Below are 26,070 nucleotides of genomic sequence, written 5' to 3' on the forward strand. Positions count from 1 at the left end.
GCGGTCTACTGGGCGGTCTACTGGGCGCCCGTGCCGTCCGGCAGCGGGTCGGGGTGGGCGGGCGCGGCGCAGCCGGCCCGGCACGCCTCCAGCTGCGCCGCGAACGCCATCCCCAGGAAGAGCGCGATCGAACTGAGGAACGACCACAGCAGCAGCGCCATGACGGCGGTCAGCGGCCCGTACGTCTCGCCGAACGAGCTGTTGTTGTCGGTGTAGAGCGCGAGCGCCAGCGTGAAGACCGTCCACAGGGCGAGCGCCACCAGCGCGCCCACGGCCAGCCAGGTGTGGCCGGGCTGCCGCCGCCGGGGCGAGGCCCGGAACAGCGTGACCGTGCTCACCATCGCCAGCAGGAAGCCGAGCGGCCAGCGGATCAGCGAGAACGCCTGCCGCATCCCGTCACCCCAGCCGTAGACCTCGGTGAGCGCGTGGCCGAGCGCGCCGCCGCCCACGAGGACCGTGAACCCGGTGATCATGAGGACGCCGGCGGTCAGGGCCAGCGCGGCCGCCCGCGCGTACTTGCGGGGGAAGGGCCGGTCGCGTTCGACGCCGTAGATGCGGTTGGCGCCGCGCTCGAACTGCGCCATCGCGGTCGCCAGCGCCACCAGCGTGGTGCCGAGGCCGAGCAGGAGGGCGAGCGTGCCGGAGAGGTGGTTGCCGCCCTCCAGGGCCTCCTTGACCGCCTCGGCCCCACCGCCGGGCGCCAGGCCGCGCAGCGTGAGCCCCAGCACCCGGCCGAGCTGGCCGTGGTCGGTCACCTCGCTCAGCCCGACCAGCGCGATCGTGCCGGGGATGATGGCCAGGCAGAGCTGGAAGGCCAGCGCGCGAGCGTGGCTCATGCCGTCGCCGTAGCGGAACCTCACCAGCGAGTCGCGTACGAGCTGCCAGCCGCCGTAGCTGCGCATGGTCGCCCAGGCGTCGTCGGCGGACAGCTCCTCGCCGCTCATCGTCCGGGTCTGGGGGACCGTCACCGTTGAACCCACGACGAACCGACTACCCTGGTTCGCCCGGATTGATCAGGGAATCAGTCGGCCAGGACCGTGGCCAGGCGTTCCTGGCGCAGCGCCTCGTAGCGGGAGTCGTCGAGCGGGGCGAGCTGCCCCACCCGCCAGGCCAGCAGCAGGTCCGCGAGCGCCGGGTTGCGGGCCAGCGCCGGGCCGTGCAGGTAGGTGCCGACCACGTGGCCCGCGTAGCAGCCTTCGTAGCCGTCGCCGTTGCCGGTGCCCTTGACGGTGCGCGACAGCGGCCGGACGCCGGGGCCGAGGCGGGTGACGCCCATGTGGTTCTCGAACCCGGTCAGCGTGGGCAGGCCGAGCGCCGCGTCCACCTCGGCCACCAGCTCGCCCACGGCGCGGGCCGGGCCGCGCGTGCTCGCGATGTCGAGCAGGCCGATGCCGTCGACCGGCTGCCCCTCCTCGCCGCCGAACGTGCTGCCCATGATCTGGTAGCCGGCGCACACCGCCAGCATGGACGCCCCGCCGGCGATGGCGCGGTGCAGGCCGCCGTCCTTGCGCAGGCGCTGGGCGGCCAGGATCTGCGGGCGGTCCTCGCCGCCGCCGATGAGGTAGACGTCGCCGCTCTCCGGCACCGGGTCGGACGAGCGCACGTGGACCGTCTCGGTGTCGATCCCCCGCCGCCGCGCGCGCTGCTCCAGCACCAGGACGTTGCCCTGGTCGCCGTAGGTGCTCAGCAGGTCGGGGTAGATCCAGACGATGCGCAGGACGCTGTCAGACGGCACGACCGAACTCCGATCGGATCTGCTGGAAGGCGGTGTAGTTGGCGATGACGTCGACCCGGCCGGGCGGCTGCATGGCCAGCGCCTCGTTGAACGAGCTGCACAGCGTGAACGGCACGTCCGCCACGTCGAGCCGGAGCGCGAGGTCGAGCCGGCGCTCACCGGTCACGAACACCGGCCGGCCGCGCAGGATGCGGTAGTCGACGTCCCACAGCCACGACGTGTCGCGCCCGTCGGGGCCCTGGGCGTTGACCGACAGGATGATCGGCAGTTGCGCGTCGGCGACGTCGAACGCCTCCAGCCAGCCCGCCGGGTTCTTCGCCAGCAGCAGCCGGGCGTGCCGGCCGTCGCGCTCGACCATCGTGTAGCGGCCGGCCACCGAGGTGACCTCGCGCAGCCGCGGCAGCGCCCGGTCCACGGGCACCCCGAACGTCTCCGCCACCGCGAGCGCCATCACCGCGTTGGAGCGGTTGGCCGAGCCGGGCAGCTGGATGTCGAGCGTCCAGCGCTGCCCGCGCGGGTCGATCGCCATGTCGTCGTCGAGCACCCAGTGCGGCTCGGGACGGTGGAAGGTGCACTCACGGCAGGCCCAGAAGGAGTCCTTGCGGTCGAGCGGGCCGCCGCACTCGGGGCAGCACCAGGAGTCCTCCTTCCAGCGCTGGCCGCCGGCGACCCAGGTGACCGAGGCGGCCGTCGAGGCGCCCCAGGTGACCAGCGGGTCGTCGCAGTTGGCGATGACGTGCGTGGGCTTGCCCGCCAGCGCGCGCCGCCACTTCTGCGCCAGCAGCCAGATCTCGGCCGCGCGGTCCATCTGGTCGCGGCTGAGGTTCATCAGGCAGACCACGCTCGCGCCGGTGGTGTCGAGCACCTCCGGCAGGTATTTCTCGTCCACCTCCAGCACGCCGTAGGGGGCGTGCTTGTGCTGCGACAGCGCCGAGACGTGACCGGCCGGCATGTTGGCGCCGAAGGCGTTGGTCGCGACCTCGCCGAGGTCGAGCAGGGCGTTGACGATCAGGCGCGTGGTGGTGGTCTTGCCGTTCGTGGCGCTGACCAGGGCCAGCTTTCGGTCGCGGGCCAGCTTGCGCAGGAGATCGGGCTCCAGCATCAGGCCGATCCGGCCCCCGATCACAGAGCCGTCGCCGCGCCCGGTCATCCTGGACAGCGTGGCGGCACTGCGGCCCAGGGCGCTGGCGAGCTGGGCCCGCAGAGGAAGCTGGGTCATGTGCATGAATCCTAGTCGGGATTGGGCCGTACTCTCGTTACGCACACGAAAACGTGCCGATCCACCCTCGGTCAGAGGGCGGGAGCCGGGGCGGGGAAGCTGAGCTCAGGCGTGCCGCCGTGGTCGAAGGGCAGGACGAAGCGCCGGGGCCAGGACAGCACGCCTTCCAGCCAGCCCGCCCCCATCGTCTGCCCCACGTGCCGGATCCTGGCCGAGGCCTCGATGCCGATGGCGACGGTCGTGATGTCGCGCTGCACGGACTCGTTCTCGTCGTCGCCCAGGATGACCCGCCAGGCCAGCGCCCGGTTGCGGTCCACCTCCATGGACAGCGGGTGGTGGCGCAGCGCCTTGGCGCGGTGACCGAGTAGCTCGGTGTGCACGCGGTCAGAAGACCCGTTCACGGCGGGGCCGGCGTGGGGCGGGCGGAACAGGGCGTACTCCATCGGCGGGGCCGGGCTGCGCAGGTTGGGGGCGGACTGCCCGTGCGGGAAGAGCCGGTCCACCTCGTGCAGCCACCGCACCTGCGGGATCACCCACGACGCCCCCGGCCGCTCGCCGCCGCCCTCCAGCCCCGCGAGCAGCCGCGTGGCCTTCTCCGCCGCCTTCTCGGTCAGCAGCGTGGGGTCGAACCAGCTCCGCAGCGACCAGGCGCGCCGCTGCACCGACCGTTCGACGAGGGTGGCGAGCAGGCATTCGCGCCGCCGCGCGGGCAGCTCGCCCCAGGACGCGGCGAGGACGCGCGGCACGCCCGGCAGCGGCCGGTTGCTGACGAAGGCGAGCACGACCGTGTCACACCAGATGCGCAGCCACGCCCATTCCGGCGCGTCGGCGAGCACGTCCGCCTCGCGCAGCTCGACCAGCGTGCACGCCTGCCCGCCCCGGCACTGGGCGCCGCAGGCGGCCGAGCGGCGGCCCCGGATGGGCGGCGGCGGCCCCGGCAGCAGCTTCTCCCTCGACTCGCCGAGCGGCACGCGGACCCGCAGCGGCCGGTCCATGCCGTCGGCGAAGACCGCGGCCGAGCCGGGCTGCAGCGACACGACGTGCCTGGACTGCTCCTCGCTGAGGTTCATGGCCGCGCCGACGAGCTTCCTGTCGTCCTCGGCGGGCAGCCGGTGCACGACCTTGAGCGCGGTGTTCTTGACCACGTCGGAGACGAGCTTGGACGGGATCTGCTCGGCGACGACGATGCCCTCGCCGTACGCCCTGATCTCGGCCAGCAGCCCCGCCAGCAGCTCGACCGCGTGCGTGGAGGCCCGCCCGTGCCCGCGGTCGCGCAGCAGCCGGTGCGCCTCCTCGATGACGATGACGTGCCGCAGGTCGTGGACCTTCTCCTTGCGCGCCCGCATCCGCAGGTGCTCGACGATCCGGATGATCAGCGTGCCCATGAGGAACGCCTTGTCCTCGTCGTTGGCGACGTCCTCGATGGCGAGCACGACGTTGCGCTCCAGCAGGCCGCCGACGTCGGCGGGGTGACCGCCCTCGAAGAAGCGCCCGGCCGAGCCGACGCGCAGCGAGCGCAGCCGCAGCGAGATGAAGCCCTCGACGTCGGCCTGGACCTCGCGGCCGTAGCCGATCTCCTTGATGACGTCCATGGCGTGCTGCTGGAGCTGTTCGAGGGTGGGGACGCTGGGCGGGACGCTGGAGCCGGGGACCGCGCCGCCGGTGACGACGTCCCAGCCGGTGGCCTCGTAGACGCGCTGCAGCGCCAGCGACATGATCTGCGGGAACGGCTCCTCGGCGTCGAAGGCGGCCATGAACAGCGCCCTGATCATGTCGATGTGGGCCTGTACGGGGTAGCCGGGCTCGGGTTCGAGCGGGTTGACGCTGAACGGCACGCCCTCGGGCGCGGACGGGTTGATCACGGTGATCGGCTCGTCCACGCGGCCGGCCATGGCGGCGTACTCGGACTTGGCCGGCTCGATCGCCAGCCACGGGATGCGGGCCCGGCTGAGCTGCTCCAGCAGGTGCCGTACGGTCTGCGACTTGCCCGAGCCGGTCGCCCCGGTGACGAAGGCGTGCCGGTTGAGCGTGGCGAGCGGCACCCGGAACGTGCCGACGGCGCGGTCCTGCCCGTCGAGGATCTCGCCGAGCTCCAGCTCGCCCCCGTCGGCCTCGGACGTCACGTCGAAGAAGCCCGAGTCGAGCACGCGGACGCCGGGCACCTCGCGCCGGGGCAGCCCGGCCAGCGCGGCGAGCGCTCCCGCGGTCGCGGCGAACGGCGCGGCGGCCCCGTCGGCCGGGTCCTGCACGGTGACGGCCAGCGACTCCGCCAGCGAATACGCGGCCCCGTGCGAGCTCCGCAGCCGGTACGGGTGATGGCTCATCTCGACCGACCCGACCAGCACGGGCGCGAGCTGCCGCAACTCGTCGGCGGTGGCGGCGCCGGCCAGCACCCGCACGTTCCACAGCCCCGCCTCGCGGAAGGCGTCGAGCTCCTGCATGCGCCGCTCGGCCCGCTCGGCGTCGAACCGGGAGCGCTCGGAGGCGTCGCCGTACTGGCGCAGCACGTTGAGCTGGGTGCGCAGGTGAGCCACCTCGGCGTCCAGCAGGTCGGTCGGCTCAGCTACGACGAGCCAGGCGAACGGCCGCGACATCAACGTGACCAGGGTCGCCTCGAACAGCGTGGGCCGGGTCAGCTCGTCGTGGTCGGCGTGGCGTTCGCGCCCGCCCAGCGGCGGGGCCTGCCGCCCGGGGCAGGGCGCCCACACGAGGTCGGCCAGGTCGGCGAGGTACTCGTCGGAGAGCTGGACCCCGCGCGCCCCGCCGGGGAACAGCAGCGGCTGCGGCCCCCTCGGCCGGTCGGGCACGTCGGTGGCGCGGCGCGGCTGACGCGGCGGCGACAGCGGGCCCGCGTTGGTGATGAGTTCGAGCGGCGCGCCGGATCCCCGTGACAGCCAGCCGATGACGAACGGCCGGTCGCGCTGCGCCGCCGACAACACGGCGGGCAGCACGGTGACGAAGTCCCATTCCGCCGACGAGCTTCGCGAGGGCGCGGCGATCGACTGGATTCGATACCAGGGCCCGCTCAGCGAGACGCTCGGCTGCATCATCAATCCCCCAGAGACGGTTCTTCGCCAAATTCCAGCAACCGCCAGCTCGTCACCTTGACATTGACCATGTCATTACCCGGTCATGCCCGGCCCTTTCGCCAGTCGAGCCGTGGCGGTGGCGGTCCGAGGTTGGGCGGCGGCTCCTCCCCGTCGGCGGCCTGGGGGTCGAGCGCCAGCACGGCCTCGCGTACGTCCTCCAGCTGGCCGAGCGTGGTCTTGGGGAAGGTGAGGATGGCGGGGTTGGCGTCGGCGAGGCGGACCCGCCGGCCGGTGGCCGTGGCGTCGGTGACGATGACGGAGGTCGTGGGGAGCTGCTGGAGCTCGTGCGGCTCGACCAGGAACTCGCGTGAGCGCTGGAGCACGCGCTCCTTCTCGGAGATCTTGTCGGCGGTGCGGCCCCACTCGGTGGACTCGGTGATGTCCTCGGCGAGGTCGGCCTCGCTCTCGTCGCGCAGCTCGCGCTCGTCGTCCACCTGGGAGACCGTGGAGGTGTAGCCGCCGTTGAGCCCCGGCAGCGACGCGCTGATGGTCTCGGTGAGCTGGGCCAGCTCCAGGCGGTGCTCGGTGCCGATGTGCTCGCTCGCGACGCGGGCGTCCTCGGCGTTGCCGAGCCGCATGAACGCCACCGCCGCGTGCCCCCTGCCGAGCCGTTCGCGCACGGTGGGGGTGAGCGAGCGGTAGGTCAGGACGAGCCCGGTGCGGGAGGTCTCGCAGGCGTCCATGAGCCGGTCGAGCACGTCGCCCCTGAGCTTGTCCGCGCCCGCCACGATGATCGTGTGGTACCAGGGCCGGTCGGAGGCGGGCGACTGGCGCAGGATGTGGGTGAGTGCGGTGGCCACGTACGTGCCGAGCACCCGGTTGCCGAACACCCCCGCCTGCCGGTCCATGCTCACCACCCGCAGCCGGGCCGGCGGCAGCCGTACGGCCTCGGTGCCGAGCGTCTCCAGCTTGCGGAGCTGCGATTCGAGGGCCCAGGCCCGCTCGATCACCACGCGGTCGCTGACGCCGCGGCCGAAGAGCGTGCCGATGCGTTCGAGCTGGGTGGCGGTGAGCAGCCCGAAGCGCAGGTCGTCGCGCGGGTCGCCGACCTGCGCGAGCGCCCGCAGGGCGGCCGTGACCTGGCTGATGGTGGCGTTCTCGCCGAGGACCTCCAGCACCCGCTCCAGGATGGCGTTGTCGAAGCTGAGGTCGCGGGTGGTGCGGTGCTCCTCGCTGACGCTGACCACGTGGGCGAGGACGTCCGCGAACGCCTCCGGCTTGAGCGTCGCGCCGAGGTCGAGCTTGGGCAGGTCGACCGGCAGCACCCACACGAGGGGGTCGTCGCCGCCCTTGCGGGCCAGCTCGATGAGGTCCTTGGCGATGGCGCCCTCGGACAGGTCGAGCACGGTGAGATGGCCGCCGCTGTAGAGGCGGGTGGCGCCGAGCAGCGTGATCAGCGCGGACCAGCCGGGCAGGGTGCCGCCGGCCACGTCGATGCGGTCGATCTCGTCGGGGACGGCGACGGCGTACCAGCTGAGCTGGCGGTCGTGGCGGTCCTTGGACTCCTGCCACTCGCGGTAGCGCCTGGCGTGCTCCTCCTGGGCCTGGAAGAGCTCCTTGTCGCGTTCCTGACGTCGCCGCTGGTCCCGCGCCTGCTGCTCCAGCGCGCGGTAGCGGACCGCCTTGTCGCCCTGCATGAGGGCGAAGGTGCAGATGGCCGCCACGCCGCCGGCCGCCACCAGCCCGACGATCGCGAACGACCAGTCGAGGTAGCCCGCGACGGCGACGGCCAGGATCAGCACGCTCAGCACGAGCGCGAACACGCGGAACAGCCGGACCGGCCGGTTGAGCATGTCCTCCTGCATCTGCTCGCGGCGGCCCAGCTCGGCCAGGACCGGATCGGGCCCGGCCGCGGGCTCCTCGCCCGACGAGGCCGGCGAGGGCCGTTTGGGCGGGGGGCCGGGGTCGGGGTGCAGCAGGAGGTACTGCCAGCCCAGGTAGATGCGGTCAGCCTGAAGCTGGGCATGCTCGGGATGCACGTCTGCCACGTGACCCTCCGGCCGCGATCGTTCTCCCAATGTCGGGTCGCCCTTTCCCGCCTCGTGACAGCGTAAGAGCTTCAACCCCCGGAACGGCAGAGTTTCTCGGCAATTCGGCCGAAGCGTTGGGAGCAATGCGGCAGATGGTACAAGCGATACCTATTACCATCCATAGCCATGACGGAACCCGCCGGCGGCAGCGACGAGAGGCCGAGACGCCCGGTGGTGGTGCCCGCCGTCGCCCTGGTGGCGCTCACCGCCCTCGGCATCACCGCTCTGCTGGGCGGGCTCGACGAGGCTCCCGACGTCCCGAAGCCGCTCGGTCAGGGCGCGGTGCTGGACCAGGGCATGTACTCCACCAGGTTCGTGGAGTCACGGGTGAAGGTGGAGAAGGGCGAGCTCTCCTTCGACGAGGACAACCGCTTCGTCGAGCTCGTCTTCGACGTCACCAACAAGACCGACGAGACCGCCAGGGTCGGGATGCCGCCCGAGCAGCCCTCGCAGGCGTTCACGCTGACCAGCTTCGCGGGCTCGCTCCTGAAGATCAGCCCCGCCTTCTCCAAGGAGTCGGGGCCGTTCACCTTCGCGCTGATCAAGGGCGATGAGTCGCAGCAGCTCCAGCCGGACGTCCCGACGCAGGTCATCGTCCGCTACCGGCTCAAGGAGGGCGAGCGGCCACCGGCCCAGATCACCATCGACGTCGGCTCCTTCGAGGAGGGGACCGGCTTCGGCAGCACGGAGCTCCGGTGGAAGATGGTGTCCGAGCAGGTGGGCGAGAAGTTCGTCCCCGAGATCAAGGCGCGGGTGACGCTGCCCGTCAAGCAGGAGGCCGGCGCATGACCGCCACCGCGCCCCGCGCCGCCGCGCTCCCCTCGCCCGGCGGGCCGCCGGCCGGTCGCCGGCCCGGCCTCGGCGCGCGGCTGCTCGCCGTGGCGGCCGGAGTGCTCCTGATCGCGGGCGCGATGGGACTGCAGACGCTCAAGCTCGAGGAGACCGAGGTCAGCGACCCGATCGTCTACACGGGCGCCAAGGGCGAGAACGTCGACGCCCGCAGGTTCACCCTCCGGCTCGACTCGATCACCGCCGCCAAGGCCCTCCAGGGCTCGTCCGAGACCCTCGCCACGGACAACGTCTTCCTCGTCGTCGGGGCCTCCGCCAAGTCGAGTCTCAAGCCGTACCACCTGGCGACGCCCGTCCTCGTCACCGCCGACGGCAAGCGGTTCGAGGCCACCGACCGGGTGGACAGATCCGTCACGCTGTCCAACACCTTCGTGCAGCCGGACATCTGGGTGAGCGGGCGGTTCTACTTCGAGGTGCCGGCGTCGGCGCTGCCGGAGGCGAGCGTGCGGTTCAGCCTGCCGCAGCAGGGCGTGATGGTGGAGCCGTACCAGCCGGAGGTGGAGATCGATCTCGGTCTGGACGACGAGGGCGCGCGCAAGCTCGTGGCCTCGGCCCAGGACGTCTACCCGACCGTCAAGAAGTGATCGGCACATGAGCACGAACGAGCGTGACTGGTTCTCTCCGGAGCAGCGGCAACCCCAGCAGGGCTGGACGCCGGCCCCCGAGGGCTACACCGGGCAGCCCGCCCGTCCGGGGCCCGCCGCGCCGCCCCGCCGCCCCGCCAGGCCGCAGCCGTACGACGCCCGGCGGCCCAGGGTCCCGCATCCGGACCAGCAGGTGTGGCCGCCCGTCGGCCGCCGGCAGCAGGGCAGCTCGACGCAGCCCATCCCGGCCGTCCCCGGAGCCCCGCCCTCCCGGCCGTGGCCGCCCCAGGGCCTCCCGCCACGGCCCGCGGACGCCGGGCAGGCCGCCGCGCGGACGGGAAAGCCCCGCCGCCGCCTGCTCGTCGCCGTCGCCGCCGTCGCGGTCTCGCTGCTCACCGTCGCGGTGAACCTCTACGACCACCACGACTTCTACGAGCAGCAGGTCACCCGCGGCCTGAACCACATCGAGACCGTCGTCCCCGCCGGGCAGCCGGGCAAGGTCTACAACACCGAGTGGCGGGTCGCCGTCGCCCCGATGAAGCCCCCGGAGGGCAACAAGCACGGCCCCGAGGTGACCTGGCTGAAGATCGACATCACGAGGAGGGTCGTGGACGCGGCCTCCGCCACCATGATCGGCGATCCCGGCGACATGAAGCTCCGCGACCGGGCCGGCCGCGAGTGGACGGTCCCCTTCGAGGTCGTCGGCGACCGCCCGCTGGAACGCATGGAGGTGGGCAAGGACTACCGGATCCAGGGCATGGCGATCGTCCCGACACCCGTGGCGGAGGAGGTCGAGCTGTCGTTCGAGCCGAGCAACTACCGCTCGGACACCCCGACGGAGGACCTGTTCGACCACGAGAAGGTGAAGGCGCTGGGCCTGGACGTGTACGTGCTGCGGTTCAGACGTCGTTGAGCGGCCGGCCGCGCAGCCGCGCCCGGGTGGCGGCCAGATCGTACGTCGCCGCCAGCAGCGCCATGGTCAGCACGGTCACGACCATCTCGCGCAGGTAGACCAGCGGCACGCCCTGGTAGACCCACACCCATTCCTCGCGGGAGCCGACGAGCGCCACCACGGCGCGCTGCGCGTAGGCGCCGCCTACCGAGAGGGCCACGTAGCACAGGCACATCATGCCGAACAGCGGGAAGCCGCTCCTGAACACCAGCCGCAGCGAGTTCGCGAGCGGCAGCCAGCGATCCCTGAAGCCGCCGGTGAGCCGGTCGAACGACTTCTGGGTGAGGTCGTGGCTGCTCTCCAGCCGGTCCACGCCCTTCTCCAGCCTGGTCCCCTTGACCAGGACGCGGGTCTCGTCGGAGTAGGCGCCGAAGACCAGCATCGCCACGGTGAGCCAGGCCAGCGGCACGGCGACGGCGTCGATGAACAGCGGCCAGTAGTCGCCGGTGATCGCGTCCCACACCGGGAGGTTCTCCTTCGCCGCGGTCACCACCTCCTCGGTGCCCGCGACGACGCTGCGGTGCTCCACCCACTCGGAGCGGGCGTCGGCGAAGGCCACGGTGGCGTTCAGCCCGTAGAAGACGAACGCGAACTCGGAGAAGGCGGCCAAGAACCCGAAGAAGCCGCCTTTGCCCTTCTCCAGCGCCTTGGCGAAGAGCGTCTTCAGCGCGAAGGTGACGACCATCGCGCCGAGCGAGACCCGCCAGTCGAGGTCGGTCAGACCGCGGCCGACGTCGCTGCTCTCGCCGAAGAACGAGGCCGTCATCTGCTCGTCGAGATGATGGAACATGTCCATCTGGTAGACGTCCCTGGCGTCCTCGGTCTGGAAGCCCCAGGCGAGGTAGAGGACGGCGAAGGCCGGCGCGACCCGGTCGAGGGTGCGGAAGAACGGCTCGTCCGCCACGCCCTCCCCGGCCCTCGCGCGCATCTCCCAGAGCGCGCCGCGCAGCGCGTGCAGCATCCCGGTCGTGACGACCATCGCGGCGAGGACGATGAACGTGAGCAGCGTCATGACCAGCACCAGACGGACCTGGCGCCATTCGCCGTAGGCGACCTCGCTGGCCCCGTAGAGGAGCGCGTAGCGGGCCGCCTCGCCGGCGGCGAACCAGAGGATCAGGGGCAGCGCGCACTTCCCCGCCAGCCGCAGCGCGTGCAGGGGCAGTGAGTACGGCGAGGGCATCCGCCGAGCCGGTGCAGGCCCGGACGCGGGTGGTGCCATCACGCCTGTCGAACCGGACATCTGTGGAATCGTAGCGGCCTGTCCCTGGTGTCGCAGCAGCAACCTCGGAAACGCGGCCGGGGTGACAAGTCGCTAGTCCCCCGTAGGAACCCCGGCGGCACGGGGGGAGCATGAGCGCATGGAACCGCTCCCCGCGTTCGACACCGACCCTCGCGCGGTGGGGGATCGACTGCGGCGGCTGCGTCAGGAGCGCGGCGTCTCGCTCTCCGAGTTGGCCGGCCGGGCCGGCATCGGCAAGGACGCGCTCGCGGGCGTCGAGACCGGCGCCCACAGCCCGACGCTCGCGACGCTCTGGGCCATCACCGCCCAGCTCGGCGTGCCCATCGGGGCCATACTCGACCCGCCGCCCGAGCCGCGGATCATGCGCGGCACGGCCATGGAGGCCGAACTGCTGGAGGTCTTCGAGGACGACCGCGTCATCTACGAGCTCTACCGGGTGCGCGTCCCGCCCGGACTCACCCAGACCAGCCCCGCCCACCACGAAGGCGTCACCGAGCACGTGACGGTCTTCACCGGCACGCTGAGCGCCGGGCCCATCAAGGAGCCGCTGACCGCCGGCCCCGGCGACCACATCTCCTGGCGCTCCGACGTGCTCCACGGCTACCGCGCGCACGGCCCCGACCTCGTCCGGGCCACGCTGCTCATGCGCTACCCGGTCAAGCCCTGACACACGAAAAGGCCCGCGCCGGAGACCGGCGCGGGCCCTTCAACGAAGAGGTCAGACGGCGACCGCGAGCTGGGCGACCTCGCCCAGCTTGGCCTCCACCTGCACGTCCCTGGTGACGCCGCCGCCCGCGATGATGCGGACGGTCCAGTCGCCGGGGGCGGCGAAGAAGCGGAAGACGCCGTCGTCGGACACCACGACCTCGCCGGTGAACTCACCGGTGCGGTCGAGCAGGCGGGCGTAGGCGGTGCCCGTGCCGGTCACCACGCCCTGGATCACGGCCTGGTTGGACAGATCGATCCCTGCGGGCAGCGCCACGGTCTGCTCCGGCGCTCCGCAACCCTGTGCCGTCATCAGCGGGCCTCCCCCAGCTCGATCGGCACGCCCACGAGCGAGCCGTACTCGGTCCACGAACCGTCGTAGTTCTTCACGTTCGCCTGCCCGAGGATCTCGTGCAGCACGAACCAGCTGTGCGCCGACCGCTCGCCGATGCGGCAGTAGGCGATGGTGTCCTTGCCGAAGTCGACGCCCGCGTCCTGGTAGAGGGTGCGCAGCTCGTCGTCGGACTTGAAGGTGCCGTCGTCGTTGGCCGCCTTGGACCACGGGATGTTACGGGCGGTCGGCACGTGGCCGCCGCGCTGCGCCGCCTCCTGCGGAAGGTGGGCCGGGGCCAGCAGCTTGCCGGTGAACTCGTCGGGCGAGCGCACGTCGACCAGGTTGAGCTTGCCGATGGCGCTCACCACGTCGTCGCGGAAGGCGCGGATGGAGGTGTCCTGCTCCTGCGCGGTGTACTGGGTCTTGGGGCGCTCGGTGACGTCCTTGACCAGCTCGCGCGAGTCGAGCTCCCACTTCTTGCGCCCGCCGTCGAGCAGCTTGACGTTGTCGTGGCCGTAGAGCTTGAAGTACCAGTAGGCGTAGGCGGCGAACCAGTTGTTGTTGCCGCCGTACAGCACCACGGTGTCGTCGTTGGAGATGCCTCGGTCGGACAGCAGGGCCTCGAAGCCGGTCTTGTCCACGAAGTCGCGGCGGACCGGGTCCTGCAGGTCCGTCCGCCAGTCGATCTTCACAGCGCCACGGATGTGGCCGCTGTCGTAGGCGCTGACGTCCTCGTCGACCTCGACGATGACGACTCCGGGCGTGTCGAGGTTGGCCTCGACCCAGTCGGCGTCCACCAGTGCGGCGGAGCGGCTCATTGGGAAACCTCCATGTTGGCGGCGGGCAGTAGACGGCGAATATGCGGGTACGTGGCGCAGCCGAGGATGGATCCCGAGGCTGCGGTGAGGATCTTCGTGAGGAGCTCCGGCGGGATGCGCGCGGCCGCAGGCGCCCGGAAGCGCCCCGTCGAAGTGACGAGGGCGGTGGTCAGGGTCGTGATCGGCGCGCGGAGGCGCGACAATGGAAGGTCGGCACGCATCGCGGGATGCTCCTGAAGGGTCGATTGGGGCGGATCATCCGAGGATCCGCGCTAGATCGTCCTCAGGCAGCGCGACAGAGCGCGGTGGCCACGCGGCAGAAATCAACCGCGCGCCGCTTCGTGAGCAGCTCTGTCGAAGGGGTCATAGCCAAGACACTACTCGGCGTCTCGCCATCTGTCACATCTCGTCCGGTTGATGAGACGATTCCTGGTTCAACGCCCCTGCGAGCGCCACCAGGACGTCGGCCTTGCGCGGCTGCCCGGCGGCCCGCTTGACGACGCGTCCCGCGCCGTCGAGCACGAACACCGTCGGCGTGCCGGTGACCTCCAGCCTGCGCACCAGGTCGAGCCGGGACTCCGCGTCCACCTCGACGTGCCGCACGCCCGGCACGAGCGCGCTCACGTCGGCGAGCACCCGCCTGGTCGCCCGGCACGGCTGGCAGAACGCGGTGGAGAACTGCACCAGCGTCGCCCGCTCACCGAGGGCGGCGCCGAGGTCCCCCTCGGACAACGAAGTCACGTCGGATGCAACCGGCGCGACCGGCGATTGCTTCCCGCCCCCGGCCTACCTGCCGGGCACCTTGACCCGGACCAGCACCTTGCCCGTGCGCTCGTCGATCACCTCGAAGCGGACGATGTCGGCGAGCGGCAGCCCGGTCGTGGTCTTGAACGCGTCGCGCTCCTCGAAGCCGGCGCCTCCGGCGACCCAGCCGTCGGTGACGTCCCGCCGCCCGCCCTCGCCGACGACGCGGACCCGGCAGGGGGTGCCGGCCGGCACGCCGCGCAGCCGTACGGCCAGCTCGGCGCCGTCGTCCGCGGGCCAGGCCAGGATCGTGGCGTGGTAGCCGTCGGCGGCGTTCTCGCCGGTGAACTCGGGGCCCGCCACCGCCTGCTTCTTCTGCTTCGTGGGCATGGCGGACGGGCTGGGGAGCGGGTCGCCGGTCGCGCGCAGCTCGCTGTTCTGGTCGGCGAGCGGCACGGGCTGCTCGGCGGCGGTGGCGGCCGAGTCGGCCGCACCCGACGAGGACGCGGCGGAGGAGGCCGCCCGCTCCGGCGCGCTCGCCGCGGTCATGGCCGGCCCGCCGCCGGTCACGGCCGTCCAGACCGCGCCGCCCACCACCAGCGCCGCGACGGACGCCGCCGACAGCAGCAGCATCCGGCCGCGCCTGGTGCGCCGGGCGCGGTCGTCGAGCAGCCGGTCCAGCACCTGGCGCGGCGGGCTGGCGACCAGCTCGACGTCCCGCTCCGACACCTTGCCCAGGAACGAGGTGACGTCCTCCAGCTCCAGCAGCTCGGCGGCGCACGCCTCGCAGCCGGCCAGGTGACGGTCGACCTCCTGCGCCTCCTCGGGGTCGAGCGCGCCGAGCGCCCGCACCCCCAAGGACATCCGGACCTCCTCGCAGGTCATCACGGCGCCAGCCCCCGCTCCTCCAGCGCGAGCTTGAGCGCGCGCAACGCGTAGTAGGTGCGCGACTTGACCGTCCCCGGTGGAATGCCCAGCGTGTCCGACGCCTCCTTCACCGATCGCCCCCGGTAGTAGACCTCCATCAGCACCTCGCGGTGCTCGGGCCGCAGCGCGGCCAGTGCCTCGGCCACCGCCCACGACTCGACGGCGCGCTCCAGCTCGTCCTCGGCCGGCACGACGGTGAGCGCCTCGTCGCTGATCTCGGGCGGCCTGGCCTTCCTGGCGCGGTGCTGGTCCACCACGAGGTTACGGGCCACCGTGAACAGCCACGCCCTGATCGGCCGGTCGGTGAGCGCGTCGGGATGCCGCCAGGCCCGCAGCAGCGTCTCCTGCACCACGTCCTCCGCCCTTCCCGAGTCGCCGGTCAGTCGCAGCACGTAGCCGTAGAGCGGCCCCGCGTGCTCGTCGAAGAGGGTCTTCACGAGTTCCTCGTCGGCGGTCCCGGCTGCGCTCACGCCCTCATCACGTACAGCGGCGCCGATCGGTTCAGGCTCATCCACGAGGCTTATCCACGGAGCGGCACGTCGGTCGCCTCGGCGGTGAACTCCAGTCCGTCGGCCACGCTCCTGACCCGGGTGACCTTGACGTCGAAGGGCAGGTCGGCCTTGAACGGGATCGGGATCGAGACGAACTGCGCGAGCGCCGCGGGCACGCCCTCGATCTTCTCGGCCTGCAGCCTGATCTGCCCGTCGACCACCGAGACCCGCAGCTCGGCGTCGAACTTCACCTTGTTCGCCCCCACCGTCAGCTCGCCCGACGCGGTGAGCCGCGACCCGTTGCCGCCGATCTTGACGCCGCGGGGGGCGTACTTGTCGATCGTGGCCCTGGTGAGGGTGCCGCTGACGGTCATGCGGCCGGCCCGGATGTCGGCTCTGTTCTGCAGGATGTCGGCGAGCGGCGCGGTCACGTCGTAGGCGGCGCCCCGCAGGTTCTTCACCGGCACGCCGCCGTAGGTGAGGGTGCCGAGGTCGAACCGGACCTCCGGATAATGCCCGCTGACGGCCTGGGTGAGAAAGGGGATGCCCTCAATGGTGACCGTGGGCGTGCCGGAGAGGTCGGCGGCGGCCGCGATGCGGTTGGCGAGGTCGCGTTCGACCCCGGCGGCCGCGACGCGGTCGACGGCGACAAGGAGAATGACCAGCACGATCAGAAAAACGATCAGCTTGCGCATGGGGCTCCCTGTGCAGGCGGGGGTACGAGCCTATCGATCGAGACCTCTCATTCCCCCGCGAAGCCGTTGATCACCCACCGGCGAAAGGCGGCAGCACCTCGACGGTGACGCCGTCGCCGAGCGTGACCTCGTCGTGCGGGCGCTTTCCCACGGGCGCGCCGTCGACCAGGAACGAGCAGCGCCGCACGACGCGCGCCAGCTCGGCCCGGTCTGCTGTGATTTTCGTCATCAACTCACTCAGCGTGACCGCGTCGAACGACTCCTCGGCGACACCAGCCGCTTCCTTGGCCGCCGCCCAATACCGTATTTTGCCTGTGGCCATTTGATCCTCACAATCCTTGCCGAACCATTGTGCGTCTTCCTTAACAAGGTTGTTTCACGAGACGCGCTGTTCACCTGGTGGACCCGCAATGGACGGGTCTTACTCGTGGGATATCCTCACTCACAGGACCTGGGCGACGTAGCCCCCGGGTCCTTGCGTGTTTGAGGAGGCCGTAATGAGCAATCTGCTCCTGCTGACCAACGCCCTCGAGCCGTCATCCGAGGTGCTCCCGGCGCTGGGGTTGCTGCTCCACTCGGTCCGCGTGGCGCCCGCCGAGGCGTCCGCGCTCATCGACACACCGCCCGCCGACGCCGTCATCGTCGACGCGCGCAGGGAGCTCGTGCAGGCCAAGAGCCTGTGCCGGCTGATCCGCACCACGGGCATCGACTGCCCGCTGCTGGTGATCGTCACCGAGGGCGGCCTGGCCGCCATGACCGCGGAATGGGGCGTCGACGACGTCCTCCTCGACAGCGCGGGCCCGGCCGAGGTCGAGGCGCGGCTGCGCATGGCGACCGGCCGCATCAGCCAGGCCGCCGCCGAGGACGTGCCCGACGAGATCCGCAGCGGCGACCTGTCCATCGACGAGGCCACCTACACCGCCCGGCTGCGCGGCCGGGTGCTCGACCTCACCTTCAAGGAGTTCGAGCTGCTGAAATACCTCGCGCAGCACCCGGGCAGGGTCTTCACCCGCGCCCAGCTCCTCCAGGAGGTCTGGGGCTACGACTACTTCGGCGGCACCCGCACGGTGGACGTGCACGTCCGGCGGCTGCGCGCCAAGCTCGGCACCGAGTACGAATCCCTGATCGGCACGGTCCGCAACGTCGGCTACCGTTTCGTCCCCGACCGGGCCGACACCGCGACCGTCTGAACGGCATGGACAGCCCGGCACTGACAGCCGGGCATTGACAATGGGACCGCCCGATGTGACACATTGGTGGTCAATCCGTTCAGCAAGTGTCAGGCCGAGGACACCGCCGTCCGACGATGGGTGGTGTCGGGGTGCAGTCGTTCAGGTCACTGGTGGACGAGGGCGCCCGGCCGCGCGTGTTCCGGCGTAACGAGACCATCTGCTCCCCGTTACGCGCCCCTCATCACGTTTACGTCATCGACTACGGCTACGCCCGCGAATACACCCCTGGCGGCGACCGCGAATGCCTCCACGACCTCCGCGGCGACGGCGACCTGATCGGCGAGCTGGCCTTCTGGAGCCCCGCCGAGCGGGTCAGGGTGGACGCGCTGACCGAGCTGCGGGCCTGGCCGATCGACCTGCGGCGGCTGCGCGAGCACGCCGCCGCCAGCCCCGGCGTGGCCACGGCGCTGGTGCAGGAGCTGTTCGCCAGGAACGTCGCCGCCCGCAGGCACGAGGCCCTGTCCCGCGCCCCGGTCGCCGCCCGGCTCGCGGTGTGGCTGCTGCACCTCGACGAGCGCTACGGGCTCGCCTCCGAGTCGGCGCCGCCGCTGTCGATGGAGACCCTGGCCGACCTGGTCGGCAGCTCCCCCGACGTGGTGCAGCGCCGGCTCCAGCAGTGGACGCGGCGCGGCTGGCTGGTCCGCCCCGGCTACCGGCGGCTGCGCGTGACGGACCCGCCCGCGCTGCGAGCCGCCGCCGGCGACTGGGAGCACCTGTCGGCGCCCTTCACCGGCCGCGTGACCCCGTTCCTGACCCGGCCGGGCGCGCCGGCGGAGCCGCTGCCGGTCGGCGAGCTGCCGAAGCCCCGCCAGCTCCCCGCCGACGTGCCCGACTTCACCGGCCGCCAGCAGAGCCTCGACCTGCTCACCGCCTGGCTGGACCGGCCCCGCCGCACCGGCACCATGGTGGTGCAGGGCCTGCCCGGCGTCGGCAAGACCGCGCTCGTGACGCACTGGGGGCACCTGCACGCCGGCCGCTTCCCCGACGGCCAGATCGTCATCGACCTGCGCGGGCAGTCGCCCAGCCAGCCGCCGATGAGCGCGGTCGAGGCGCTCGGCCAGATCCTGCGCTCGCTCGGCGTCGGCGAGCCCGCCGCCGACGAGGCCGAGCTGATGCTGCTCTACCGCAGCAGGACGGCCGGGCGCAGGCTGCTGCTCATCCTCGACAACGCCGCCGACGCCGCCCAGGTGCGCCCGCTGCTGCCGGGCGGCAAGGACTGCGTGGTGCTGGTGACCAGCCGCACCCGCATGGCGCCGCTGCGCGCGACCGGCCACGCCGACCTCATGGACCTGCCCGTGCTCGACCCGGGCAACGCGGTCGCGCTGCTGGTCGGGGTGCTCGGGAAGGGCTCGCCGCGGGCGGCCGACCGGGACGCGCTGGCCGAGCTGGCCCGGGTGTGCTCCTACCATCCGTTCGCGCTGCGCATCTCGGCCGCCAAGCTGGCCGAGAACCCCGGCATGAGCGTCGGGGAGCGGATCCAGGAGCTGCGCCGGCCCGGCCGGGTGCTGGTGGGCGATCCCGAGGAGGCGTTCCGGTCGGCGCTGGACCTCGCGTACGAGTCGCTGACCCCGGCGCGGCGGCGGGCCTTCCGGCACGTCGGGCTGCTGCCGGGGCGCGACTTCACCCCGCAGGTGCTGGCCGCCGCGCTGGGCGTGCCGGTGGCCGAGGCCGTCGCGGCGGTCGAGGGGCTGCACCGGGCCTACCTGGTGGAGCCGCTGCCGGGGCCGCGTTACCGGGTGCACGACCTGGTCAAGCGGCTGGCCAGGGAGCTGGGCCGGCACGCCGAGGCGGGCGTGCGCGAGGCGCGGGCGCGGCTGCTCGACCACTACCTGGCGGTCGCCGGCGATCCGGCGACGCCGCGCGAGTGGTTCGAGGCCGAGCGGCGCTCGCTGGTGTCGGCCGTGCGGCTGGCCGAGGAGAGCGGCGCGTACGGGATGGCGTGGCGGCTGGCCGAGGCGGTGTTCGCGCCGTTCAGGCGGCTCCGCTTCTACGAGAACAACCTGGAGGTCCAGCAGGCCGGCCTGTCCTCCGCGCTCCAGGTCGGCAACCGGCGGGCGATCGCGCTCATGCGCGGCAACCTCGGCTCCATCCACCGCGACATCGGTCCGTCCACGCTGGCCGCCCGCTTCATCGGCGAGGCGCTCGCCGACCACACCTCGCTCGGCGACGACGTCGGCCGGGCCCGCGCGCTCATCGACCTGGCCGAGGTGTACGGCATCGCGGGCAAGGTCGAGGACGCCCTCCGCCGCGCCGGCGAGGCCCTGGACCTGTACGGCGAGATCGGCGACCGGACCGGCGTGGCGAGCTGCCTGCACACGCTGTCCCGGCTGCACCTGTCGCAGGAGCGCTACGAGCCGGCGCTCACGTACGCCCGCCAGGCCCTCGCCGTGCGCACGGAGCTGGGCGACCGGCGCGGCACCGCGCAGAGCCTGATCCTGCTGGCCCGCGTCCAGCGCGACCTCGGCGAGCCGGAGGCGGCGCTGTCGGAGGGCCTGGAGGCGCTGTCGATCTGCCAGGAGCTGGGCGACGAGCAGGCCGAGGCCGAGACCCTGCTCTGCCTGGCCGAGATCTACGACCTGCTGCGCCTGCCGCACGACGCCCAGCGAGACGCCGAACGCGCGCTGGCCGGCTACACCGCCGCCGGCGACCACCACGGCAGCGGCCGGGCCCTGTGCGCGCTCGGCCGCGTCGCCCGCAACGGCGCCCGCTACGACGAGGCCCTGGCCTGCTACGAGCAGGCGCTCACGGTGCAGGTGGAGCTCCACCACGAGCAGGGCAAGGCCGAGACGCTGGCCGACATCGGGCTCGTGTACTGGCGGCTGGCCGACTACCTGCGCGCCGACGACTACCTCAACCAGGCGCTGGCGATCAGCCGGGTGATCCACGACGCGCCGGGAGAGGCCCGCACGCTCAACCGGCTGGCCCGGGTGCGCAGGCGGCAGGGGCAGCCGCAGGTGGCCTTCGTGTACGCGCTGGAGGCCCTGGACATCGTGCAGGGCACCGGCAACCGGCGGGCCGAGGCGGACGTGCAGGAGACGCTGGCGTACACGTACCTGTCGCTCGGCCGGCACGCCTCCGCGCTGCGGGCGGCGCTGGCGATCAGGGAGGAGCTGGGCGACAACCGGGCCAGCGCGCTGCTGTCGGTCGCGCAGGCCAGGCACGCGGCCGGCCGGGCGGCGGAGGCGCTCGGCCCGGCGACGGAGGCCGTCGAGCTGCAGCGGGCGGCCGGCAGCCGCGACCGGTGGGCGGCGGCGCTCACCGCCCTGGCGCTGGTCCTGCTCGACCTGGACCGGCCCGGGGAGGCCCTGGAGCTGGCCAGGCAGGCCAGGGACGTGCACCAGGAGTGCGGCACGCGGCGGGACCTCGGCTGCGCGCTGCGGGCGCTCGGGCTGGTCTCGGCGCGGCTCGGCGACCGGGACGCGGCCGTCGCGTGCCTGACGGAGGCGGCACGCACGCTGGAGGAGGTCGGGGACGTGCAGGAGGCCGGCCGGGTGGCGGAAGAACTTCGGTATCTGCCGTGAATCGCCGATGAAAGTAGGGAAATCCGGGGGCTGAGGTCGCAGATCTTCGACGGGGGCCTCGTGTTCGCTGGTGGCTTCGACCGAACCAGCGGAGGTGATCCTGATGCTCCGGCAGAACCGGACCCGGCGTGGCGACCTGAAGTGGCTGAAACGGCAGGCCCGTACGGACCGGCGGATCGCCCTCGCGCTGCTCGCGGGCGTGGCCGCCGCCTGGGTGAGACAGCTGCCGTGGGAGGTGCCCGGCGGGGCCGAGCCGCTGCTCGGGCTCTCGGTCGCGCTGCTCCTGGTCTCCGGGTTCGCCTGGCTGAACGCCGCCTGCCTGGTGACCAGGACCCTGCGCGCCCGCAGGGACCCGGTGGAGGAGCTGCGCTGGGTGTCCCGGATCCGGCGGGGCAAGGAGTGGGCGTTCTGGGCGGCGGGGGCGTATGGGGCCTGGCACCTCCTCCAGTTCGTGACGGCGCTGCTGCTGCTGCGCTGACCGGGGGCGGGTCACCCCACGGGCAGCGGGAACGACCAGTGGTCGCCGTAGCGCTCGCGCAGGTCGGCCTGTCTCCAGTCCTCCCCCGTCACCCGTCCCCGGCACAGCGGGGCTCCGCACCGGCACTCCAGCACGAATCCGGGCGCCTTCGTGCAGGTCGCGTAGTCCAGCGTCAGCTCCTCCCCTCGTCGCACGTCGCGGCGGGCGACGAGGGCGTAGGGGCCGCTCCACCACAGGTTGGGGTCACAGCCGTGGTTGCCCTTGCCGTTCGGGCTGCCCGGCGGCAGGACCAGGTGCAGGTCGTCGCCGACGGCCACCGTGTCGACGTACGGGACGGCGGGGTCGGCGAGCAGCTCCCGCAGCGCGTCCCAGGTCACCAGCCGGCCGCCGAGGCGGGAGACGACGGTCCCCGCGGGCAGCGGGGTCATGGCGAACAGGCCCTCGCCGGCGATCGGCGAGGGCCGGACCTCGACGGCGGGATGCAGCAGGCAGTGCGGGGCGGGAGTCTCAGACATGGCACCAGCGTGGAGCAGGCGGGGGCCGGTGGATAGAGGGAGCCTGCCGGGGTAGCGGGCCTGGCGGGGGGAGGTGTTGCGTGTGTCCGGGGAGGGTGATCTGGTCGTCCCTGACGCCGCTCGGGGGCTGGTGCTGTTCGCGCACGGCAGCGGCAGCAGCCGGCACAGCCCGCGCAACCGGTACGTGGCCGGCGCGCTCAACGAGGCCGGGCTGGCGACGCTGCTGTTCGACCTGCTGACGCCCGAGGAGGAGGCCGACCGGGCGAACGTGTTCGACATCGGCCTGCTGGCCGAACGCCTGCTGGAGCGCACCCGCGAGGCGCGGGAGCACCCGGACTCGGCCGGCCTGCCGATCGGCTACTTCGGGGCCAGCACCGGCGCGGCGGCCGCGCTCTGGGCGGCGGCCCAGCCGGGCAACGACATCGCGGCCGTCGTCTCGCGGGGCGGCCGGCCCGACCTGGCCGGGCCGCGCCTGGCGGCGGTCCGCGCGCCCACGCTGCTCGTGGTCGGCGGCAGGGACCCGGTCGTGATCGAGCTGAACCAGGAGGCCCAGCAGCGGCTGCCGTGCGAGTGCCGGCTCACGATCGTGCCCGGCGCCACACACCTGTTCGAGGAGCCCGGCGCTCTGGACGCCGTGGCGGACCTGGCCCGCGGCTGGTTCGTCACGCACTTCGCGGCCCCGCGCACGGGCCGGGCACCCATCTAGCGTGCGCTGATCGGGGCGGCGCCGGTGGCCTCGGCGACGAGGCGTTCGTAGACCTCGGGGTCGGTGGTCTCGCAGCCGAGCCGGTGGCCGGTCAGCTCGCCGTGGTCGTCGCTGGAGCCGGTCACGGCCAGGCCCAGCTCGCCGGCCAGGCCGCGCAGCCGGGCGCGGGCGGGCTCGTCGTGGTCGAGATGGTCGGCCTCCACCCCGAACAGCCCGTCGGCGGCCAGCTCGGCGATCCACTCGTCGGGCACGGCGGGGCCGCGCCTGGCGGCCTTGGGATGCGCGAGCACCGGGACGCCGCCCGCGGCGCGGACGAGCCGGACCGCCTGCCCGGGGTCGAGCGCGTAGCGGTTGACGTTCGCGCGTCCGCCCGTGCCGATCCACTCCGGCGTGAACGCCAGGTCGGGCGCGGCGATCGCCCCGGCGGCGACCATGGCGCGGGCGATGTGCGGCCGGCCGACCGGGCCGCCCGCCGCCAGCTCGGTCACCTGGGCCCAGGTCACCGGCACGCCCAGCTCGGCCAGCCGCTCGACGGTGAGCCGGGCGCGGGTCTCGCGGGCCTCCCTGAGGCGTACGCACTCGGCGCGCAGCTCGGGCTCGGCCGGGTCGAAGAGGTAGGCGAGCAGGTGGATGCCCTGCTCGCCGCGGCGGCAGGACAGCTCCATGCCGGGCACCAGCGTCAGCCCGCCGGGCAGCGCGGCGGCCGCCTCCCCGTGCCCGGCGACGGTGTCGTGGTCGGTCAGCGCCAGCACGTCGAGGCCGCGTTCGCGGGCCCGGCGCACGACGTCGGCCGGCGGCTGCGTGCCGTCGGAGGCGTTGCTGTGGCTGTGCAGGTCGATGCGCATGAGGGCTGGATCATACTGCGATCGAGGCGAGCGTACGGCCGTCGAAGGTCTCGACCGTGAAGTGGTTGAGCTGGTCCTGGGTGAGGCTCGTGCCGCCGTGCAGCAACAGCGCGTCGGGAGCGCCCGGCACGCCGTAGCCCTTGCCGGGGACGCCCCAGCTCGCCACGACCTCGGAGCGGCCGTCGTCGCCCACCGCGAGCAGCCGGCACTGGAGCGGCCCCTTCACGCCCTTGAGCTGCAGCGCGACGTGGGTGCCCCAGCCCTTGTCCTCCAGGCCGACGACGGCGGTGACGCCGCTGGCCGGGTCGGTCTCGCTGTAGGTCTTCCCGGTCATCAGCAGCGCCGCGGCCGGGCTGTGGACGCTGTCCGGGTTGGGCCCCGCGGCGAACGACCGGACGGCCAGCAGCACACCGGTCGCGATCAGCACGCACGCGGCGGCGGCCGTCAGCGTACGGTGCAGCCCCCGGCGGCGGCGCTCGGCCGCGGCCCGCCGCACCAGCAGCGACTCGACCTGCGGGTCGGGCGGGCTGGGCAGCAGGTCGTCGGGATGCACGCCCTTGATCAGCTCGCCCATCTCGGCGAACATGCCGACCTCGGCGGCGCAGCTCGGGCAGCCCGCCAGGTGGCGTTCGAACGCCGCCCGCTCCCCCTCGTCGAGCAGGCCCAGCGCGTACGCCGCCACGTCCTCGTGTTGAACCTCGGTCATGGTGTCACCACCCCCACTCCATACTGTGACGCGCCGGCGCTTTCATGGCAGCATCACCCCCCTTTCTTCCAATGCGACGCGCAAGGCCCGCATGGCGTAGTACACGCGGGACTTGATCGTTCCGATCGGCACGCCGATCGTCTCGGCCGCCTCGGCCAGCGAGCGGTCGAGCAGGAAGGTCTCGGTGAGCACCTGGCGGTGCGCGGGGGAGAGCGAGAGCATGGCGTCCGTCACGACGATCTCGCGCAGCAGCCGGTCGTCGTCGGCGGGGGTGGGCTGGGCGCGTTCGGGGATCTGCTCGACGGTGTCCAGGGGGCGGGTGCCGGAGCGGCGGCGGTCGTCGATGACGACGCGGCGGGCGACGGTGGCGAGCCACGGCATGAGCGAGCCGGAGTCCGTACGCAGGTCGGGGAGGTTGCGCCAGGCGCGGACCAGGGTCTCCTGGACGACGTCCTCGGCCCAGCGCCGGTCGCCGCCCGTCAGCCGGACCGCGAAGGCCAACAGGGGGGTGCCGTATTCGCGGTAAAGGGCTCGGACCATGGCGTCTTCGGTTACGCGGCGATTCCTCACTGGGGGGCGGGCTCCTCGCGCACTACGCGATATCAATGCATACCGCGCTGATATGGGATTTATCACTTTAGCCAGGGGCGAGAGCCCGGTCAGGCGCTTCGCCCTATTCGCCCGAAAGCCAGATTCAATTGATAAATCAGGTTAAGCTGGCCGGCCTCCGGAGCCGAGATCGCGGCCGTGAAACCCACACTCCCCGCCGATCGGGTCGTCCCCGCCGCGCGGGCCGACGGCAGGTCGGACAGCGCGAGCGCCAGCGACGCCACCACGGTGCCGATCAGGATGCCGACGAGCACGCCGAGCCCGAGATCCCTCATCACACGCCTCCCGCGGCCAGCGAGGAGACCAGCACGACCGCGCCCGCGAGCAGCGCGACGACGGCCAGGCCGAGCGCGACGCCCGCGAGGAAGGCGGGCCGCCGCCAGAGCGGCGTGCTGATCAGCGTCTCCTCGTACGCGGGCGGCCGGTACGGGACGGTCCGGCTCTCCGCCTCGCGCAGCAGCCGCTCGACCTGGGCGCGGCCACCAGGGACGGGCCGGCCGAGCAGCACGGCGACCAGTTCGGCCGCCGTGGGCCGGGAGTCCGGGTCGGACCTGCGGCACTCGTCGATCAGCGTGCGCAGCGCCGGCGGCAGCCGGTCGAGGCCGGCCTCCCCGCCCTGCCCCGCCTCCGCCCCGGTGGCCGCGAAGATCATCACTTCGGCCCACGCCCGCACGTCGCTCGAAGGGAACTCGCTGTCGCGCGGCCCGGGGGCGAAGAGCGCCTGCCCGTACCGGCCGATCAGCACGTTGTCCGGGCCGAGCCGCAGCCCCGCGATGCCGGCCAGGTGCAGCCTGGCCATGGTGGCGGCGGTGCCGAGCGCGAGCTCGTGGAGCGTCTCGCCCCGGAAGGGGCCGGCGGCCCGTACGACGTCGAGGAGCGGCCGGCCGCTCGCGAGGTAGTCACGCGGCTGCAGCGCGAGGCCGCCGCTCCATCCGTGGAAGTCCATCGCCATCGCATCCCCGTCACAGGTGATCAGCGCAGGTCAGACGCCGTCGTCCGCCACGTGGTACGCCCCGCGGCGACCCCCGGTTCAACGCCATGCCGAC

General features: G+C 72.8%; 29 protein-coding genes. 8 read left to right on the top strand and 21 right to left on the bottom strand.

What is annotated here, in order from left to right; translation table 11 throughout:
* Window positions 1-17: 17 nt before the first annotated feature.
* The 5 genes from ABD292_RS42745 to ABD292_RS42765 form a co-directional block, all read right to left on the bottom strand.
* The gene (locus tag ABD292_RS42745; RefSeq protein WP_344217989.1) at window positions 18-968 is read right to left on the bottom strand and encodes a YihY/virulence factor BrkB family protein; all 951 of its coding nucleotides are present in this window, start codon (window positions 966-968) and stop codon (window positions 18-20) included.
* A gap of 53 nt (window positions 969-1,021) precedes the next feature.
* On the bottom strand, window positions 1,022-1,735 hold the full coding sequence (locus ABD292_RS42750) for a type 1 glutamine amidotransferase (RefSeq protein ID WP_344217991.1): 714 nt from the start codon (window positions 1,733-1,735) through the stop codon (window positions 1,022-1,024).
* On the bottom strand, window positions 1,725-2,954 hold the full coding sequence (locus ABD292_RS42755; protein ID WP_344217993.1) for a Mur ligase family protein: 1,230 nt from the start codon (window positions 2,952-2,954) through the stop codon (window positions 1,725-1,727). Before ABD292_RS42755 ends, ABD292_RS42750 begins: the two co-directional genes overlap by 11 nt.
* 71 nt (window positions 2,955-3,025) lie before the next feature.
* Complete coding sequence (locus tag ABD292_RS42760; RefSeq protein ID WP_344217995.1) at window positions 3,026-6,004, bottom strand: ATP-binding protein; 2,979 nt, start codon at window positions 6,002-6,004, stop codon at window positions 3,026-3,028.
* Between the two features lie 80 nt (window positions 6,005-6,084).
* Window positions 6,085-8,031 (bottom strand): hypothetical protein, encoded by a 1,947-nt coding sequence (locus ABD292_RS42765; protein WP_344217997.1) that lies wholly within the window; start codon window positions 8,029-8,031, stop codon window positions 6,085-6,087.
* 168 nt (window positions 8,032-8,199) lie between these two features.
* Here ABD292_RS42765 and ABD292_RS42770 point away from each other — a divergent pair, with 168 nt between their 5' ends.
* Genes ABD292_RS42770 through ABD292_RS42780 form a run of 3 tightly spaced genes read left to right on the top strand, consistent with a single transcriptional unit; the run spans window position 8,200 to window position 10,419 of the window.
* Window positions 8,200-8,862, top strand: a complete 663-nt coding sequence (locus tag ABD292_RS42770) for a hypothetical protein (RefSeq protein ID WP_344217999.1) — start codon at window positions 8,200-8,202, stop codon at window positions 8,860-8,862.
* Entirely contained in the window at window positions 8,859-9,506 is a 648-nt protein-coding gene (locus ABD292_RS42775) for a hypothetical protein (protein ID WP_344218001.1), read from the top strand. The genes ABD292_RS42770 and ABD292_RS42775 overlap by 4 nt, the downstream gene beginning before the upstream one ends.
* Before the next feature lie 7 nt (window positions 9,507-9,513).
* On the top strand, window positions 9,514-10,419 hold the full coding sequence (locus ABD292_RS42780) for a hypothetical protein (RefSeq protein WP_344218003.1): 906 nt from the start codon (window positions 9,514-9,516) through the stop codon (window positions 10,417-10,419).
* On the opposite strand, the gene ABD292_RS42785 is transcribed toward ABD292_RS42780, so the two are convergent.
* Window positions 10,406-11,698, bottom strand: a complete 1,293-nt coding sequence (locus ABD292_RS42785; protein WP_344218005.1) for a hypothetical protein — start codon at window positions 11,696-11,698, stop codon at window positions 10,406-10,408. The two genes, ABD292_RS42780 and ABD292_RS42785, sit on opposite strands and share 14 nt — an antisense overlap.
* A gap of 118 nt (window positions 11,699-11,816) precedes the next feature.
* On the opposite strand from ABD292_RS42785, the gene ABD292_RS42790 reads away from it, so the two are divergent.
* Window positions 11,817-12,365: a helix-turn-helix domain-containing protein gene (locus tag ABD292_RS42790; protein ID WP_344218007.1), complete on the top strand. Its 549-nt coding sequence runs from the start codon at window positions 11,817-11,819 to the stop codon at window positions 12,363-12,365.
* Window positions 12,366-12,416: 51 nt separating this feature from the next.
* Here the strand turns inward: ABD292_RS42790 and ABD292_RS42795 are convergent, their stop codons facing one another.
* From ABD292_RS42795 to ABD292_RS42830, 9 genes are all read right to left on the bottom strand, one after another.
* Window positions 12,417-12,716, bottom strand: coding sequence for a DUF1416 domain-containing protein (locus ABD292_RS42795; RefSeq protein ID WP_344218009.1), 300 nt, complete (start codon window positions 12,714-12,716; stop codon window positions 12,417-12,419).
* Window positions 12,716-13,555, bottom strand: coding sequence for a sulfurtransferase (locus ABD292_RS42800; RefSeq protein ID WP_344218011.1), 840 nt, complete (start codon window positions 13,553-13,555; stop codon window positions 12,716-12,718). Before ABD292_RS42800 ends, ABD292_RS42795 begins: the two co-directional genes overlap by 1 nt.
* A complete protein-coding gene (locus ABD292_RS42805) occupies window positions 13,552-13,776 on the bottom strand; it encodes a hypothetical protein (protein WP_344218013.1) in 225 nt (74 codons plus the stop codon). Before ABD292_RS42805 ends, ABD292_RS42800 begins: the two co-directional genes overlap by 4 nt.
* A gap of 62 nt (window positions 13,777-13,838) precedes the next feature.
* Window positions 13,839-13,922 carry a putative leader peptide gene (locus tag ABD292_RS49125; protein ID WP_350773254.1) on the bottom strand — a complete coding sequence of 28 codons (84 nt, stop codon included), beginning with the start codon at window positions 13,920-13,922 and terminating at the stop codon, window positions 13,839-13,841.
* 32 nt (window positions 13,923-13,954) lie between these two features.
* A complete protein-coding gene (locus ABD292_RS42810; RefSeq protein WP_344218014.1) occupies window positions 13,955-14,287 on the bottom strand; it encodes a TlpA family protein disulfide reductase in 333 nt (110 codons plus the stop codon).
* 54 nt (window positions 14,288-14,341) lie between these two features.
* A complete protein-coding gene (locus ABD292_RS42815; RefSeq protein WP_344218096.1) occupies window positions 14,342-15,184 on the bottom strand; it encodes an anti-sigma factor family protein in 843 nt (280 codons plus the stop codon).
* The gene (locus tag ABD292_RS42820) at window positions 15,184-15,696 is read right to left on the bottom strand and encodes a sigma-70 family RNA polymerase sigma factor (RefSeq protein WP_329592680.1); all 513 of its coding nucleotides are present in this window, start codon (window positions 15,694-15,696) and stop codon (window positions 15,184-15,186) included. The genes ABD292_RS42815 and ABD292_RS42820 overlap by 1 nt, the downstream gene beginning before the upstream one ends.
* 50 nt (window positions 15,697-15,746) lie before the next feature.
* Complete coding sequence (locus ABD292_RS42825; protein ID WP_344218016.1) at window positions 15,747-16,412, bottom strand: LmeA family phospholipid-binding protein; 666 nt, start codon at window positions 16,410-16,412, stop codon at window positions 15,747-15,749.
* Between the two features lie 70 nt (window positions 16,413-16,482).
* Window positions 16,483-16,734, bottom strand: a complete 252-nt coding sequence (locus ABD292_RS42830) for a MoaD/ThiS family protein (protein ID WP_344218018.1) — start codon at window positions 16,732-16,734, stop codon at window positions 16,483-16,485.
* A gap of 175 nt (window positions 16,735-16,909) precedes the next feature.
* On the opposite strand from ABD292_RS42830, the gene ABD292_RS42835 reads away from it, so the two are divergent.
* From ABD292_RS42835 to ABD292_RS42845, 3 genes are all read left to right on the top strand, one after another.
* Window positions 16,910-17,602 carry a response regulator transcription factor gene (locus ABD292_RS42835; RefSeq protein WP_344218020.1) on the top strand — a complete coding sequence of 231 codons (693 nt, stop codon included), beginning with the start codon at window positions 16,910-16,912 and terminating at the stop codon, window positions 17,600-17,602.
* 116 nt (window positions 17,603-17,718) lie between these two features.
* The gene (locus tag ABD292_RS42840; protein ID WP_344218022.1) at window positions 17,719-21,165 is read left to right on the top strand and encodes a tetratricopeptide repeat protein; all 3,447 of its coding nucleotides are present in this window, start codon (window positions 17,719-17,721) and stop codon (window positions 21,163-21,165) included.
* A 103-nt stretch (window positions 21,166-21,268) separates the two neighbouring features.
* Window positions 21,269-21,643, top strand: a complete 375-nt coding sequence (locus ABD292_RS42845; RefSeq protein ID WP_344218024.1) for a hypothetical protein — start codon at window positions 21,269-21,271, stop codon at window positions 21,641-21,643.
* Window positions 21,644-21,654: 11 nt separating this feature from the next.
* Here ABD292_RS42845 and ABD292_RS42850 read toward each other — a convergent pair whose 3' ends face one another.
* Window positions 21,655-22,158 carry an SET domain-containing protein gene (locus ABD292_RS42850; RefSeq protein ID WP_344218026.1) on the bottom strand — a complete coding sequence of 168 codons (504 nt, stop codon included), beginning with the start codon at window positions 22,156-22,158 and terminating at the stop codon, window positions 21,655-21,657.
* A gap of 82 nt (window positions 22,159-22,240) precedes the next feature.
* Here ABD292_RS42850 and ABD292_RS42855 point away from each other — a divergent pair, with 82 nt between their 5' ends.
* A complete protein-coding gene (locus ABD292_RS42855) occupies window positions 22,241-22,864 on the top strand; it encodes a dienelactone hydrolase family protein (RefSeq protein WP_344218028.1) in 624 nt (207 codons plus the stop codon).
* Here ABD292_RS42855 and ABD292_RS42860 read toward each other — a convergent pair.
* The 5 genes from ABD292_RS42860 to ABD292_RS42880 all read right to left on the bottom strand — a co-directional run bounded on the left by ABD292_RS42860 (window position 22,861) and on the right by ABD292_RS42880 (window position 25,970).
* Complete coding sequence (locus ABD292_RS42860) at window positions 22,861-23,709, bottom strand: PHP domain-containing protein (protein WP_344218030.1); 849 nt, start codon at window positions 23,707-23,709, stop codon at window positions 22,861-22,863. The genes ABD292_RS42855 and ABD292_RS42860 overlap by 4 nt on opposite strands.
* A 10-nt stretch (window positions 23,710-23,719) precedes the next feature.
* Entirely contained in the window at window positions 23,720-24,415 is a 696-nt protein-coding gene (locus tag ABD292_RS42865) for a zf-HC2 domain-containing protein (RefSeq protein ID WP_329585949.1), read from the bottom strand.
* Window positions 24,416-24,457: 42 nt separating this feature from the next.
* Window positions 24,458-24,955 carry a sigma-70 family RNA polymerase sigma factor gene (locus tag ABD292_RS42870; protein WP_344218032.1) on the bottom strand — a complete coding sequence of 166 codons (498 nt, stop codon included), beginning with the start codon at window positions 24,953-24,955 and terminating at the stop codon, window positions 24,458-24,460.
* A 119-nt stretch (window positions 24,956-25,074) separates the two neighbouring features.
* Window positions 25,075-25,299 carry a hypothetical protein gene (locus ABD292_RS42875; protein ID WP_344218034.1) on the bottom strand — a complete coding sequence of 75 codons (225 nt, stop codon included), beginning with the start codon at window positions 25,297-25,299 and terminating at the stop codon, window positions 25,075-25,077.
* Window positions 25,299-25,970: a hypothetical protein gene (locus tag ABD292_RS42880; RefSeq protein WP_344218036.1), complete on the bottom strand. Its 672-nt coding sequence runs from the start codon at window positions 25,968-25,970 to the stop codon at window positions 25,299-25,301. Before ABD292_RS42880 ends, ABD292_RS42875 begins: the two co-directional genes overlap by 1 nt.
* Window positions 25,971-26,070: the final 100 nt, after the last annotated feature.

The organism is Nonomuraea bangladeshensis (assembly GCF_039529455.1).
In the GTDB taxonomy this organism is placed as follows: Bacteria; Actinomycetota; Actinomycetes; order Streptosporangiales; family Streptosporangiaceae; genus Nonomuraea; species Nonomuraea bangladeshensis.

Bases quoted from the DNA above. Each gene is read 5' to 3' on its own strand.
- ABD292_RS42755 (WP_344217993.1), bottom strand. From the start codon at position 2,954: ATGACCCAGCTTCCTCTGCGGGCCCAGCTCGCCAGCGCCCTGGGCCGC.
- ABD292_RS42760 (WP_344217995.1), bottom strand. From the start codon at position 6,004: ATGATGCAGCCGAGCGTCTCGCTGAGCGGGCCCTGGTATCGAATCCAG.
- ABD292_RS42770 (WP_344217999.1), top strand. From the start codon at position 8,200: ATGACGGAACCCGCCGGCGGCAGCGACGAGAGGCCGAGACGCCCGGTG.
- ABD292_RS42775 (WP_344218001.1), top strand. From the start codon at position 8,859: ATGACCGCCACCGCGCCCCGCGCCGCCGCGCTCCCCTCGCCCGGCGGG.
- ABD292_RS42780 (WP_344218003.1), top strand. From the start codon at position 9,514: ATGAGCACGAACGAGCGTGACTGGTTCTCTCCGGAGCAGCGGCAACCC.
- ABD292_RS42785 (WP_344218005.1), bottom strand. From the start codon at position 11,698: ATGTCCGGTTCGACAGGCGTGATGGCACCACCCGCGTCCGGGCCTGCA.
- ABD292_RS42790 (WP_344218007.1), top strand. From the start codon at position 11,817: ATGGAACCGCTCCCCGCGTTCGACACCGACCCTCGCGCGGTGGGGGAT.
- ABD292_RS42795 (WP_344218009.1), bottom strand. From the start codon at position 12,716: ATGACGGCACAGGGTTGCGGAGCGCCGGAGCAGACCGTGGCGCTGCCC.
- ABD292_RS42800 (WP_344218011.1), bottom strand. From the start codon at position 13,555: ATGAGCCGCTCCGCCGCACTGGTGGACGCCGACTGGGTCGAGGCCAAC.
- ABD292_RS42805 (WP_344218013.1), bottom strand. From the start codon at position 13,776: ATGCGTGCCGACCTTCCATTGTCGCGCCTCCGCGCGCCGATCACGACC.
- ABD292_RS49125 (WP_350773254.1), bottom strand. From the start codon at position 13,922: ATGACCCCTTCGACAGAGCTGCTCACGAAGCGGCGCGCGGTTGATTTC.
- ABD292_RS42815 (WP_344218096.1), bottom strand. From the start codon at position 15,184: ATGACCTGCGAGGAGGTCCGGATGTCCTTGGGGGTGCGGGCGCTCGGC.
- ABD292_RS42825 (WP_344218016.1), bottom strand. From the start codon at position 16,412: ATGCGCAAGCTGATCGTTTTTCTGATCGTGCTGGTCATTCTCCTTGTC.
- ABD292_RS42830 (WP_344218018.1), bottom strand. From the start codon at position 16,734: ATGGCCACAGGCAAAATACGGTATTGGGCGGCGGCCAAGGAAGCGGCT.
- ABD292_RS42835 (WP_344218020.1), top strand. From the start codon at position 16,910: ATGAGCAATCTGCTCCTGCTGACCAACGCCCTCGAGCCGTCATCCGAG.
- ABD292_RS42840 (WP_344218022.1), top strand. From the start codon at position 17,719: ATGGGTGGTGTCGGGGTGCAGTCGTTCAGGTCACTGGTGGACGAGGGC.
- ABD292_RS42845 (WP_344218024.1), top strand. From the start codon at position 21,269: ATGCTCCGGCAGAACCGGACCCGGCGTGGCGACCTGAAGTGGCTGAAA.
- ABD292_RS42850 (WP_344218026.1), bottom strand. From the start codon at position 22,158: ATGTCTGAGACTCCCGCCCCGCACTGCCTGCTGCATCCCGCCGTCGAG.
- ABD292_RS42860 (WP_344218030.1), bottom strand. From the start codon at position 23,709: ATGCGCATCGACCTGCACAGCCACAGCAACGCCTCCGACGGCACGCAG.
- ABD292_RS42865 (WP_329585949.1), bottom strand. From the start codon at position 24,415: ATGACCGAGGTTCAACACGAGGACGTGGCGGCGTACGCGCTGGGCCTG.
- ABD292_RS42870 (WP_344218032.1), bottom strand. From the start codon at position 24,955: ATGGTCCGAGCCCTTTACCGCGAATACGGCACCCCCCTGTTGGCCTTC.
- ABD292_RS42875 (WP_344218034.1), bottom strand. From the start codon at position 25,299: ATGAGGGATCTCGGGCTCGGCGTGCTCGTCGGCATCCTGATCGGCACC.
- ABD292_RS42880 (WP_344218036.1), bottom strand. From the start codon at position 25,970: ATGGACTTCCACGGATGGAGCGGCGGCCTCGCGCTGCAGCCGCGTGAC.